Below are 12,691 nucleotides of genomic sequence, written 5' to 3'. Positions count from 1 at the left end.
GCCTTAGGCCTGGGCTGCAGCGGAGCTGGGACCCTGGACCTTAGCCCACGTCTTGAGCGACAGCGTATCGATCTCGATAAAGCCGGCGCTGGCCTTCTCATCAAACGTGGTGTCGCGGTCGTAGGTGGCCAGGCCGTAATCGTAGAGGCTGAAGGGGCTCTTGCGGCCGACGACATGGCAGTTGCCCTTAAAGAACTTCAGACGGACGGTGCCGGTCACGAACTTCTGGGTGTCGGCCATAAAGGCATCGAGCGCGTTTTTGAGCGGGCTGTACCACTGGCCGTTATACACGGCGGTGGCCCAATCCTGCTCAAGCTTAATCTTCTCCTTGAGCAGGTCGCCCTCAACGCAAATGTCCTCGAGCGCCTTGTGGGCGGTGATAAGCGTCAGGGCGCCGGGGACCTCATAGCACTCGCGGCTCTTGAGGCCCACCAGACGGTCCTCGACCAGGTCCAGGCGACCAAAGCCATTGTCGCCGGAAATCTTGTTGAGAGCGATGACGATCTCGGAGAGCTTCATCTTCTTGCCGTCGACGGCGACGGGCTTGCCCGCCTCAAACTCAATCTCGGTGTAGGTCGGGGCGTCGGGCGTATCCTCGGGGTTCTTGGTCATAACCCAGGCGTCGTCGAGCGGCTCGTTCCAGGGATCCTCCAGGTGACCGCACTCAATGGCGCGACCCCACAGGTTGTCGTCGATGGAATAGGGGTTGTCGTTGGCACCCTCGGGAACCGGCACGTTGTGGGCGTGGGCGTAGGCGACCTCGTCCGGACGGCACTTCAGATCCCACTCGCGAACCGGGGCGATAACCTTGAGCTCGGGGTCGAGCGCCTTGACGGCAGCCTCAAAACGGACCTGGTCGTTACCTTTGCCGGTGCAGCCGTGGGCGACGTAGGTCGCGCCAAACTCGTGAGCAACCTCGACGAGCTTCTTGGCGAGCAGCGGGCGGGACAGGGCGGAGAGCAGCGGGTACTTGTTCTCGTACATGGAGTTGGCCGCGATGGCCTTGGTCAGGAACTCATCGGAGAACTCGTCGCGCAAGTCGAGCACCTGACAATCCAGAACGCCCAGGTCGAGCGCCTTCTGCTTCTTGGCATCCAGGCCGGTCTCCTCCTGGCCCACGTTACCGCAGACGCAAACGACATCAAGATTCTTCTCGTCCTGAAGCCACTTGACACATACGGATGTATCAAGACCACCGGAATATGCGAGAACGACTTTTTCCTTGCTCATGGCTGTTTCCTTTCGCCCTTGGTAGCTAGTTAGAACATCGGTCAGTTGCAAGTCATTTCGAGGTCAAAAACCGTGCAATATCAGGTTAAATAGCAAAAAGCAGCACAACATGCCCTAGAAACATGCGTCTATGTCGTGCTAAAACCCAACGACCTCAAAATGACTCTGTTGGGGCATTTAGCCCCATACGGACAGAGACGATTGTTATCGTCGTCGGGAAATTGCGCGCTGGCGTCGGATGGCATTGTCTGCAGTAGTGATGATCTTTACGAACTGCATCTGCCTCTCCTTTCACCTACCGCCGGGCGCAATTCTAATATCGTAAACGGTACCTTTTCCTCGGTAAGCGGTTGTTTTTCCGTCTCCGTTTTCGATGGTCGCTATATTACGCTAAAGTGCCTACAGCGCAAGCGACAAATTCAAATTTCTGAAATTTTTTTTCATTACTTTGTGAAGTGTGGTGCAAATACGCGCCAATCCTGCGAAAATACGCCAGATTAGCAACTGGAGGGTTATTCCGCCCGAAACAAATTAGAAACGGAAAGGCGCGTTTTATGCAAACTTTTGAATCTGACGCCGCTATCGGCAACATTAAGCTTCTCGCCGTCGATATGGACAAGACGTTGCTGACCGACGAGCGCGTGCTACCCCAGGGCCTCGATGAGCGCTTGGAAAAGCTCGCCGAGGCCGGCATCGTGTTCTGCCCCGCCAGCGGACGTCCCGCTCCCAAGCTCGAGGAGATGTTCGAGGACATTAAGGGCCGCATCGCTTTTTGCCCCGATAACGGCGCGTGCGTAATCTATCGCGGCAACTATATCTATAAGAGCACTATCGATGTGGCGCTGTATCAGCAGGTGCTTGCGCGCGCCTCGGAGGATTCGCGCGCCGTCCCCGTGCTATGCTGCTTCGACGAGTTTTACGTGCTTGCTCGCGACCATCAATACCACGACGAGCTCAGCGTTTACTACAACACGATCAACTACGTCGATACCTTTGAGGGCCTTGACGTCGAGTCTAACAAGATTTCGATCTTCTTCCCCGGCTACGATGCCGAGCCTGCATTCCGCGAGACCTATAGCCCCACGTTCTCGGATCGGCTCTACGTCACCAATGCGGGCCGCGAGTGGATCGACTTTATGAACCTGGGCGTCGACAAGGGTTCGGGCGTGGCGCATCTTTGCGAGTGCCTGGGCATCGATATCGCCGATGCCGCCGCCGTGGGCGATACCTACAACGACATCCCCATGCTTGAGCGCGTCGGTCACAGCTTTATCGTGGACAATGCCGAGGAGCATATGAACGCGCATGCTGAGCGGCGCATTCCGAGCAACAACGACGGGGGCGTACTGACGCTCATCGACGCTATCGTGGCGGCTCGTTAACGCTGCTCGTCGGACCTGGCCGGGCGCATGGGTTACTTGCTTGCCGCCTAGATGGCGTCTTGGCGTCTAGATACTTGGCTGAATTTATTTGAATTGAAAAGGGCTCGTTGTTGATACGGGCCCTTTTTCTGTGTGGTCTATATGGCTAGGCTTCAGCCGCTTCAAGATGCTGCGTCTCTTTGATCTCGGCGATCATGTCGATGCGGCGCTGGTGGCGGCCGCCTTCGAACTTGGCGTCGAGCCATTCGTCCACGATCATCTTTGCGAGCTCGGAGCCCACCACGCGGGCACCAAAGGCCACGATGTTGGTGTTGTTGTGCTCGCGGCTGAGTTTGGCCGAATAGGGCTCGGAGCATACCACGGCGCGCACGCCCTCAACCGCGTTGGCTGCCAGACTGATGCCCACGCCTGTGCCACAGATAAGAACGCCCAGATCGCACTCCCCTGCCGCCACGGCGCAGCCGACCTTGTAGCCGCTGATGGGATAGTCAAAACGCTCGGTGGAGTTGGTGCCAAAGTCCACGACCTCGTAGCCGCGCTCCTCCAGGTGCTCCTTGATGATGTTCTTGAGCTCGACGGCCACGTGGTCGTTACCGATTGCGATCTTCATTTACAGGTTCCTTTCGATCGAGCCACATGGCTCTTTGCTATTAACTGACATCCTCTGGCCTGCCGCGGTTAGTACTCCTCTCCCTGACGCAGCTTCTCAAGCGCTTCCGCATAGGTCATGTCCTTGCCAAACAATGCGCTCGTGCCCAAGATGAAGCCGTCGGCACCGATGGCCGAGAGTTCCTTGACACGCGCGGGCGAGCAGGCGCCGTCGATCATGATCTTGAAGCCGTACTCATCCTTGAGAGCCGCAAGCTGTTCAATCTTCTTTTTAGTGAATTCGATAAACGCCTGCCCGGCAAAACCGGGATTGACCGTCATGACCATCACGTAGTCGCATAGGTTGAGAATCTCCTCGAGCAGGGTCACCGCGGTATCAGGGTTGACGGCGATGCCCGCAGCGCAACCGAGCGCTTTGATGGCGGCGAGCGTCTTGACCACATAGCGCTCGGACTCGGGATGAATGTAGATGATATCAGCGCCCGCATCGGCAAAGAGGTCGATCTTGGCCGCCGGGTTCTCGATCATCAGATGCACGTCGACGAGCTTTTGCGTGGCAGCGCGCACGGCCTTGATGTCCTCGAGGCCCATCGCAAAGTTAGGTACAAAGCTACCGTCCATCACATCGCAGTGAAAGACATCGGCACCCGCGGAGTCGAGCTCGCGCACCGTGTTGGCAAGCTCGCCGTAATCGGCGCACATCATACTGGGGCAGAGAAGCATAGATGATCCCTCACAAATTCGTCCAAGAGCGTCATTTGGTTAATCGTATAACCAGCTGCGAATCTACCAAATTCCAGTGTATGAATCGGTAAGCGGTAGTTATTCACTCCGTGAACGGTACCTAATTCATGGTTAATCGTATAATCAAGTGTTAACCAAATAGGACGTTATAATTGTTAACCAGCAGGCGTTAACCAAGCTGGAGGTCCCATGGCGCAAAAACAGCTCTCAATGAAAGAAATCGCCCAACTTGCCGGGGTCTCCGTAGCCACCGTGAGCCATGTGGTCAACAACGTTGGCCGTTTCTCCGAGGACACGCGCAAACGCGTGCAGGATGTTATCGACCAGTACGGTTACGTTACCAACCAGTCCGCCAAGACGCTTCGCCAAGCGCAGTCGCGCTCCATAGGCATGATCGTGCCCGATATATCCAACGACTTCTTTTCCAAGATCGCCTACCACGTAGAGCGCACGCTTGCGGCGCAGGGGTACTCTGTCTTTGTCTGCAACAGCGGCAACGATCCGCAGCGCGAGCGCGATTACTTCCATAGCCTTGCCAGCAAGCAGGCCGACGGCATCATATGCATCTCGGGCCTGCGTGAGCTCACGGACGACATCGTCACGCGCGGTATCCCCGTGGTCTGCATCGACCGCATGCCGCAGTCGGACCTCGCCATCCCCCACGTGGGGACCGATGACGAACGCGGCGCCTACCTGGCAACGAGCGCACTCATTGACCGCGACTGCAAAAACATCCTCACCATCTCGAGCTTTACCGCAGACTACGACCGCAACGACCGCCTCACGGGCTATATGCATGCGCTCGCCGATCATGGCCTGCCGCTTCGCCGCGAGTACATGGCCTACGTCACCGGCCAGCGTCCTAGCATGGACGAGGCTCAGGATATCGTTGCCGGAATGATCGATGCGGGCATGCCGCTCGACGGCATCTTTGCCACAAGCGACCATTCGGCCGCAGGAGCGCTGCGCGCCGTGCAGGCAGCAGGTCTCAACGTGCCCGGAGACATCAAGATCGTAGGCTACGATGACTCCATCTACTCCAAGCTCACCACGCCGCAGATCACCACGGTTCAGCGCCACCCCGAGCTCATGGCACAAGAGGGTTGCAAGGCGCTCCTCGACCTCATCGCAGGCCGCACCCCCGCCATGGAGACCGTGGCCCCCGTAGAGCTCGTGCGCCGCAGGAGCTGCTAACCGCACAGAAAGACGCCGCGGGACGCATCCAAGCCTGAAAACGTTCCGCGGCGTCGGCATTGGCGACCTGCGACCATCGGGCGGCCAGAAGCGTCGCACCCATGGTCATCGCCCGCAAGCTCGTCGCTCGCTACTTGGCGTCGGCCCAGGTTATGCCGGTGCTGGCTTCGGCGATTAGGGGGACGCGGAGGTCTACTACGTGTTCCATGACGTCGCGGACCATGGCGGTGAGGCGCTCGACTTCGTCGACGGGGCACTCAAAGTCCAGTTCGTCGTGTACCTGCAGAATCATGTGGGCAGCAAAGCCCTCTTCTTCCAGGCGGCGGCTTACGCGGGCCATGGCGATCTTGATGATGTCGGCGGCGGTGCCCTGCATGGGGTGGTTCATGGCCGTGCGCTCACCAAAGCCGCGGAGCTGCGGGTTTTTGGCCTTGAGCTCAGGAATATGGCGACGGCGGCCGTACATGGTCTCGGCATAGCCCGTCTGCTTGGCACGCGCCACCACGTTGTCGAGGAACGTACGCACGCCCGGGTAGGCCTCGTAGTAGCGGTCGATCATGTCGCGTGCCTCGGCCATCGAGATATGCAGCGACTGCGATAGGCCGTAAGCCTGCTGACCATACACGATGCCAAAGTTCACGGTCTTGGCGCGGCTGCGCAGGTCGGGCGTCACCTCGGACACCGGCACGCCAAACACGCGCGCGGCCGTCTCGGCATGGAAGTCCTCGCCCTCGTTAAAGGCGCGCACCAGATGCTCGTCACCCGAGAGATGCGCCAGCAGACGCAGCTCGATCTGCGAGTAGTCCACCGCCAAAAAGACGCTTCCCTCGCCTGCCGAAAACGCCGTCTTGACAGTACGGCCCAGCTCCGAGCGCGTCGGGATGTTCTGAAGGTTCGGGTCACTCGAGGACAGACGACCCGTCGCCGTGATGGTCTGGTTGTACGTGGTGTGCACGCGACCGTCACCACGACGCAACGGGCCCAGCGTGTCCAGATAGGTGGACTTGATCTTGGACTTCTCACGCCAGTCCAAGATCAGACGCACGATTTCGTGGTCACGGGCAAGGTCGCTCAGAACCTTGGCGTTGGTCGAATAATAGCCGCGCTTGGTCTTTTTGAGGCCCTTGGTCGGAAGGCCAATCACGTCAAAGAGCACGTGCGAGAGCTGCATGGGACTGCCGATGTTAAAGGTCTCGTCGCCGGCCAGATCGCGAATGCTCCGCTCGACCTCGGCAATCTGGGTCGCCAGACCCTCGGACAGACTATGCAGGCGGTCGGGGTCCACGAGCATGCCCGCGCGCTCCATCTTGGCAAGCACCGGCACGAGCGGCATCTCGATGCCATCGAACACGTTGGCGGCGTTCTCGCGGGCCATGCGGTCGCGCAGCGGCGCCACGAGCGCCAGCGTCAGGGCCGCAGTGCGGGCAGCAGGGGCAGGAGCGTCCTCACCGGCACCCTCCGCGCCGCGCGCCGCAGGCAGCGTCATCTGCAGATAGGTATCGGCCAGATACGCCTCATCAAACTCGGAGCGGTCGGAATCCAGCAGGTAGGCGGCGACCACGGTATCGAAGATGCGCGTGGAATCGGCGGCCAGCGGATCCATGAGCTCGGGCTCAGAAGAATCGATGGGCGAAAGCTCATGCAGCAGCGCCTTCATATCCGGGCTCGCAACGCGGCCCTCCATAAACAGGCGCGCGAGCACACCGGCGATCACGCCGTGGGCAACGTTAAAGCCATCGACCTCGCCAGGCGATGCGCCGTCGCCCTCCTCGAGCGCAAACAGCCCCTTGGACGTCGCCAGCCACAGCGTACGCGTCAGGCCAAAAAGCGCGCCCTCCTCCTTGTCATCGTCCACCACGGCGGCAATCCACTCGCCCGCATCAATCGCGCGAGCGATCTCGGCGACAGCGGCAGCAAGCGCCTCGGCATCGCCGGCAGTGGCGCGCGAAACGGCAGGCAGCTCAAACGTGCTGGCAGCGGCCGCAGCCCCACCCTCGCCGCCAATCAGCGAGAGAAAACGGTTCTGCATGGCCGTAATGCCGAGCGTGCCCAGCGTAGCGGACACCTCGTCGGCAGAAAACGCCGGGAAGGACGTCGCATCAAAGTCGAGCTCGACAGGCGCATCGGTACGAATGGTTGCGACCTTGCGGCTCAGCAGCGCGTCGTCGATATGCGCGCGCAGGTTCTCGCCCATCTTGCCCTTGACCTCGTCGGCATGTGCGATGACCTCGTCAAGGCTGCCGTACTGCGCGATGAGCGCGCTCGCCTTTTTGGGGCCGATGCCCGGTACGCCGGGAATGTTGTCCGACGTATCGCCCTTCAGACCGTAAAAATCGGGCACGAGCGCCGGCGTGATGCCGTGATACAGGTCGTCCACGCTCTCGGGCGTCATAATCGCCACGTCGGACAGGCCTTTGCGGGTCGAGACCACGTTGACGTGCTCGGTCACGAGCTGATACATGTCGCGGTCGCCGGTCACCAGCAGCATGTCGCAGCCGGCTTCCTCGCCCAGGCGCGCCATGGTGCCCAGGATATCGTCACCTTCCCAGCCCTCGGACTGCAAAATCGGCACATTGAGCGCAGCGAGCAGCTCCTTAATCATGGGGAACTGCGCGTGCAGGTCGGGGTCCATGGGCGGGCGCTGCGCCTTATACTGCGGCAGCATCTCCATGCGCACGCGCGGCTTGCCCTTATCAAACGCCACGACCACACCGTCGGGGTTAAAGGCGTCGATCATCTTGAGAAACATGTTTAAAAAGCCAAAGATCGCGTTGGTGGGGCGACCGTCCGGCGCGTTCATGGTGGGCGGCACGGCGTGGAAGGCGCGGTGCATGAGCGAGTTGCCGTCGATAACGGCAAAGGTGCGGCGCTTGTCAGACATATTGAATACCTCGCTTTGGGCTGGGCACGATTTGCTCCCACCAGTTTACACGCTCCCCGCCTCGCGGCCACCGCACATCAAGCTCCTCCGCCACCGCGCGCCCGCGCGTGATACGATGGCTCACGGTACATTAACCAGCACGATCGATCCGAAAGGAGCCTGCGTCATGGAGCGTCCCTGCGCATGGAAAAAGTACACGCCACAGCAGATCGAGGAGCTCGAGGAGCTTTGCCGCGGCTATAAGCAGTTTTTGAGTGAGAACAAGACCGAGCGCCTGTGTGTCAAGGCCGGCATCAAGATGGCCGAGGAGGCGGGCTACGTCGACCTGGAGACCGTGATCGCCGAAGGCCGCGAGCTCAAGGCAGGCGACAAGGTGTACGCCGCCAACCACGGCAAGGACCTTATGCTCGTCAACCTTGGAACCGCCCCGCTCGAGCAGGGCTTTAACATCCTGGGCGCCCACGTGGACTCGCCTCGCCTGGACCTCAAGCAAAATCCCGCCTTCGAGGCCGGCGACATGGCCTACCTCGACACGCACTACTACGGCGGCGTCAAGAGCTACCACTGGGTGGCCTCCCCGCTCGCGCTTGTGGGCGTCATCTGCAAAAAGGACGGCACCACCGTCGACATCAACATCGGCGACAAGGCTGACGACCCGGTCTTTACCATCTCCGACCTGCTGATCCACCTCTCGAGCGAGCAGATGTCCAAGCCGGCCAAGGACGCCGTCGACGCCGAGATCCTCGACGTGATCGTGGGCGGCCGCCCCGTCAAGTTCGATGAGGACGACAAGGACGCCCCCAAGGAGCCCGTCAAGCAGATGTTCTTGGATATCCTCAAGGAACAGTACGATGTCGAGGAGGAGGACTTCCTCTCCGCCGAGATCGAGGTCGTGCCCGCCGGCCCCGCCCGCGACATGGGTCTCGACCGCTCCATGATTTTGGGCTATGGCCACGACGACCGCGTCTGCGCTTACCCCTCCATGCTCGCCCAGATCAACGTGGCAGACGTCGAGCGTACGAGTATCACGCTCATCGTCGACAAGGAGGAGATCGGCTCCGTGGGCGCCACCGGCATGACGAGCCGTTTCTTCGAGAACACCGTCGCCGAGATCATGACGCTCGCCGGCGAGAGCAGCCCGCTGGCCCTGCGCCGCGCACTCGCCCACAGCCGTATGCTCTCCTCTGACGTGTCCGCCGGCTTCGACCCGGGCTACGCCGGCAAGTTCGAAACCAAGAACGCAGCCTTTATGGGTCGCGGCCTGTGCTTTAACAAGTACACGGGCAGCCGCGGCAAGGGCGGCTCTAACGACGCCGACGCCGAGTATGTGGCCCTCATCCGCGACATCATGGACGAGGCCGGCGTGGACTTCCAGACCTGTGAGCTCGGCCGCGTCAACGCGGGCGGCGGTGGCACCATCGCCTACATCATGGCCAAGTACGGCATGAACGTCATCGACTCCGGTGTTGCCGTCCTGTCCATGCACGCCCTGTGGGAGGTCGCCAACAAGGCCGACATCTACGAGGCCTATCGCGGCTACAAGGCCTTCATCGAGCGCGCCTAACCAACCCTTCGTCAGTTGCGGTGAAATACGGACTAAACTGGCCCATAAACGGCCAAAACAGACCGTATTCCACCGCAACTTCCTTTTTGGCAGAGGAGAGTCCATGCTGCAGGTCATCATTTCGCCCGCCAAGCAGATGCGCGCGGCCCAAGATGCTTTTGAAGTCCTGGGCATCCCACCCTTTGTGCGCGAGACGGCTCGCCTCCACCGCGCACTGCTAGATATCGAGCGGAATGAAGGCAGCGGCGGCCTGCAGGCGCTGTGGAACGTGAGTGACAAACTGCTGGGACCTTGCCTCAACACCCTGCATGAGTTCGGGCCCATCCTGAAAAGCGGCGATCTCGACAATCCCGTACTCGCCCGTCACCTCTCCCCTGCCGTCATGTCCTATCACGGGATTCAATACCAGAGCATGGCACCCGAGGTGATGGATTCCGCGCAGCTTGCCTGGCTGCAAGACCATCTGTGGATCCTCTCCGGCCTCTACGGGTGCGTTCGTCCCTTTCATGCCGTCGAACCGTATCGGCTGGAGATGGGCGCGAAGCTCGCCGTTGACGATGCCCGAGACCTCTACGCGTTTTGGAACGACAAGCTCGCGCGGGCCATCGCTCCGGCGGGCTCCAACGCTACGATCGTCAACCTCGCCAGCGTAGAGTATGCCAAAACCGTTCTGCCCCACCTCGCGGGCGACGCCACGGCCGTCACATGCCTCTTTGGCGAGGGTATCCGCAACGGGAAGCCCATCCAACGGTCGACCGCCAGCAAAAAGGCACGTGGTTCCATGGTGCGCTGGATGGCAGAAAACAAGCTCGAGGATGTAAGCGGGCTCACCGCGTTTGACGTTGGTTATCGTCACTTTCCCGAGCTTTCAAATAAGAACACTTTGGTCTTCCTGAACGAACAGACCTTGTAGGACCACCGCTACTTTTGAATGTGCTGCCTAGGCACGGCGTCTATTCCGCCAAGCCGTCGGCTTTGGCAACTTCGTTTGTCGAGCCATTTTGGTAGGTAATCTTAACGTGCTCTACCTCGGACACCGCAACACCCGATGGGGGCTCCAAGCGCCATTCCGTCAGCGCGATATCCATAGTCGTAGGCACGTCGCCCTGATTCTTGAGCTTCACCGTCAGCGTTTTGAGCGCCGCATCATACGTCACGCGTTCGATTTCTTCGCCCGGAATAGACCCGCCGCTCAACTGCAGCTGCACAAACTCGTCGCGCGGATACCAATAGTCGCCCGGCGCGGCAACGGTATTGCCGCCCGTAACCTTCACTGTCATGATCGGCAGGGCATCGTCGGCCTCGAACTCCCATGCAGCGCCGCCGTGACCGCCAAACGTCCAGATACAAAAGGCAATCACCAGCACGGCAAGCACCGCAAAACCAATCGCGACAAGGCCATGGTGCGCACGGCTTTCCTCGGCCGATACATCCCATTGCGTCTCTCGATATAGATGCTTGTCTTCCATGTTCGCCTCCCCACAGGCACGCTCGTTAGGCCAATCGTACCCATTCGAGCTATACTTGAGCCCATTACATAAACGGGGAGCTTGCAGGACAAGACGGCAGGCTGAGACTGGGCGCGCCCGCCCTGACCCGCAAACCTGATATGGGTAATGCCAACGAAGGGAGCCGTGCCAATGAGCACACAGACCGAGCCCAAGCTCGTCACGCAAATCGACTTCGCCCGCGCCGGGCAGATCACGCCGCAGATGAAGGAAGTCGCCGAGCGAGAGCATCGCGACCCCGAGTACATCCGCGAGCGCGTGGCCGACGGCCGCATCGCCATTCCCGCCAACATCGTGCACATCAAAAAAGGCATGCGCGCCTTTGGTGTCGGCGAGGGCCTGTCTACTAAGGTCAACGTCAACCTGGGCATCTCGGGCGATAAAGCCGATGCCGCCGAGGAATGGAAGAAGGTCAAGATCGCCGAGGACTTTGGCGCCGACGCCATCATGGACCTTTCCAACTCGGGCAAGACGCGCCAGTTCCGCCAGCAGCTCATCGACGAGACGCCGCTCATGGTGGGCACCGTCCCCATGTACGACGCCATCGGCTACATGGAAAAGCCGCTGGTCAAGCTTACCAAGGATGACCTGTTCGAGGTCGTGCGCGCGCACGCCGAGGACGGCGTGGACTTTATGACCATCCACTGCGGCATCAACAAGTCGGTCACCAAGACCTTTAAGGAGACCGGCCGCTTGATGAACATCGTGAGCCGCGGCGGCTCGCTGCTGTTTGGCTGGATGGAGGTCACCGGCAACGAAAACCCCTTCTACGAGTACTTTGACGAGCTGCTCGAGATCTGCCACGAGTACGACGTGACGATTTCGCTCGGCGACTCCTGCCGCCCGGGCTGCCTCTACGACTCCAACGACGCCACCGAGACCGCTGAGATGATCGAGCTGGGCAAGCTGTGCAAGCGCGCTTGGGCTGCCGGCGTCCAGGTCATGGTCGAGGGTCCGGGTCACATGGCGCTCGACGAGATCGCCGCCAACATGAAACTGCAGAAGCGCCTGTGCCACAATGCCCCGTTCTATGTGCTCGGGCCGCTGGTGACCGATATCGGCGTGGGTTACGACCACATCACCGCTGCCATCGGCGGCGCCATCTCCGCCAGCTCCGGTGCCGACTTCCTGTGCTACGTGACGCCGGCCGAGCACCTGTGCCTGCCCAACGCCCAGGACGTGCTCGATGGCCTCATGGCCACCAAGATTGCCGCGCACGCCGCCGATATCGCCAAGAAGGTGCCGCACGCCCGCGACATGGATGACAAGATGGGCCAGGCACGTCGCAAGCTCGACTGGGATGCCATGTGGAAGTGTGCTCTCGATCCGGTCACCGGTAAGAAGCGCTACGAGGAATCCCCCGCCGCCACCGAGGGCACCTGCACCATGTGTGGCAAGATGTGCGCCGTCCGTACCGTCAACAAGGTGTTCGAGGGCACGACGATCGATCTTGGCATGGAGGATTAACGCGTCATTGGAGCCACAATCGGCAACAAGGTGCTCGTCAATTGTTGACATGTGAACATTTGTTTATATTTACGTAAAGATTGCACCGCCCGCCCGGGATCGGCATACAGCC

General features: G+C 60.3%; 10 protein-coding genes and 1 riboswitch. Of the genes, 5 read left to right on the top strand and 5 right to left on the bottom strand.

Annotated elements, in window-relative coordinates; all coding sequences use genetic code 11:
• Positions 1-3: 3 nt before the first annotated feature.
• Complete coding sequence (locus tag DW821_RS01735) at positions 4-1,230, bottom strand: argininosuccinate synthase (RefSeq protein ID WP_117640300.1); 1,227 nt, start codon at positions 1,228-1,230, stop codon at positions 4-6.
• A 554-nt stretch (positions 1,231-1,784) separates the two neighbouring features.
• Here DW821_RS01735 and DW821_RS01730 point away from each other — a divergent pair.
• Positions 1,785-2,612: a Cof-type HAD-IIB family hydrolase gene (locus DW821_RS01730; protein WP_117640302.1), complete on the top strand. Its 828-nt coding sequence runs from the start codon at positions 1,785-1,787 to the stop codon at positions 2,610-2,612.
• Between the two features lie 145 nt (positions 2,613-2,757).
• Here DW821_RS01730 and rpiB read toward each other — a convergent pair whose 3' ends face one another.
• A complete protein-coding gene (gene rpiB, locus DW821_RS01725; RefSeq protein WP_118065224.1) occupies positions 2,758-3,222 on the bottom strand; it encodes a ribose 5-phosphate isomerase B in 465 nt (154 codons plus the stop codon).
• Positions 3,223-3,290: 68 nt separating this feature from the next.
• Positions 3,291-3,944, bottom strand: a complete 654-nt coding sequence (gene rpe / locus DW821_RS01720; RefSeq protein ID WP_117640306.1) for a ribulose-phosphate 3-epimerase — start codon at positions 3,942-3,944, stop codon at positions 3,291-3,293.
• 210 nt (positions 3,945-4,154) lie between these two features.
• On the opposite strand from rpe, the gene DW821_RS01715 reads away from it, so the two are divergent.
• Positions 4,155-5,159, top strand: a complete 1,005-nt coding sequence (locus DW821_RS01715; protein WP_117640307.1) for a LacI family DNA-binding transcriptional regulator — start codon at positions 4,155-4,157, stop codon at positions 5,157-5,159.
• A gap of 130 nt (positions 5,160-5,289) precedes the next feature.
• On the opposite strand, the gene polA is transcribed toward DW821_RS01715, so the two are convergent.
• Positions 5,290-8,040 carry a DNA polymerase I gene (gene polA, locus DW821_RS01710; protein WP_118065222.1) on the bottom strand — a complete coding sequence of 917 codons (2,751 nt, stop codon included), beginning with the start codon at positions 8,038-8,040 and terminating at the stop codon, positions 5,290-5,292.
• A gap of 166 nt (positions 8,041-8,206) precedes the next feature.
• On the opposite strand from polA, the gene DW821_RS01705 reads away from it, so the two are divergent.
• Positions 8,207-9,604, top strand: coding sequence for an aminopeptidase (locus DW821_RS01705; protein WP_118065220.1), 1,398 nt, complete (start codon positions 8,207-8,209; stop codon positions 9,602-9,604).
• 103 nt (positions 9,605-9,707) lie between these two features.
• Complete coding sequence (locus DW821_RS01700) at positions 9,708-10,517, top strand: YaaA family protein (RefSeq protein ID WP_118065218.1); 810 nt, start codon at positions 9,708-9,710, stop codon at positions 10,515-10,517.
• Positions 10,518-10,557: 40 nt separating this feature from the next.
• On the opposite strand, the gene DW821_RS01695 is transcribed toward DW821_RS01700, so the two are convergent.
• Positions 10,558-11,073 (bottom strand): hypothetical protein, encoded by a 516-nt coding sequence (locus tag DW821_RS01695; protein WP_118065216.1) that lies wholly within the window; start codon positions 11,071-11,073, stop codon positions 10,558-10,560.
• A gap of 63 nt (positions 11,074-11,136) precedes the next feature.
• Positions 11,137-11,252, top strand: a riboswitch (TPP riboswitch).
• On the opposite strand from DW821_RS01695, the gene thiC reads away from it, so the two are divergent.
• On the top strand, positions 11,245-12,579 hold the full coding sequence (gene thiC / locus DW821_RS01690) for a phosphomethylpyrimidine synthase ThiC (protein WP_099431544.1): 1,335 nt from the start codon (positions 11,245-11,247) through the stop codon (positions 12,577-12,579). Its footprint overlaps the riboswitch before it by 8 nt.
• The last annotated feature ends 112 nt before the right edge of the window (positions 12,580-12,691 follow it).

Source organism: Collinsella sp. AM33-4BH, assembly GCF_003469205.1.
Taxonomy (GTDB): Bacteria; Actinomycetota; Coriobacteriia; order Coriobacteriales; family Coriobacteriaceae; genus Collinsella.
Note: the sequence above shows the minus strand (reverse complement) of the source record. Positions and strands in the feature narration are given on the sequence as shown.

Coding starts and splice junctions, on each gene's coding strand:
- DW821_RS01735 (WP_117640300.1), bottom strand. CDS start 1,230: ATGAGCAAGGAAAAAGTCGTTCTCGCATATTCCGGTGGTCTTGATACA.
- DW821_RS01730 (WP_117640302.1), top strand. CDS start 1,785: ATGCAAACTTTTGAATCTGACGCCGCTATCGGCAACATTAAGCTTCTC.
- rpiB (WP_118065224.1), bottom strand. CDS start 3,222: ATGAAGATCGCAATCGGTAACGACCACGTGGCCGTCGAGCTCAAGAAC.
- rpe (WP_117640306.1), bottom strand. CDS start 3,944: ATGCTTCTCTGCCCCAGTATGATGTGCGCCGATTACGGCGAGCTTGCC.
- DW821_RS01715 (WP_117640307.1), top strand. CDS start 4,155: ATGGCGCAAAAACAGCTCTCAATGAAAGAAATCGCCCAACTTGCCGGG.
- polA (WP_118065222.1), bottom strand. CDS start 8,040: ATGTCTGACAAGCGCCGCACCTTTGCCGTTATCGACGGCAACTCGCTC.
- DW821_RS01705 (WP_118065220.1), top strand. CDS start 8,207: ATGGAGCGTCCCTGCGCATGGAAAAAGTACACGCCACAGCAGATCGAG.
- DW821_RS01700 (WP_118065218.1), top strand. CDS start 9,708: ATGCTGCAGGTCATCATTTCGCCCGCCAAGCAGATGCGCGCGGCCCAA.
- DW821_RS01695 (WP_118065216.1), bottom strand. CDS start 11,073: ATGGAAGACAAGCATCTATATCGAGAGACGCAATGGGATGTATCGGCC.
- thiC (WP_099431544.1), top strand. CDS start 11,245: ATGAGCACACAGACCGAGCCCAAGCTCGTCACGCAAATCGACTTCGCC.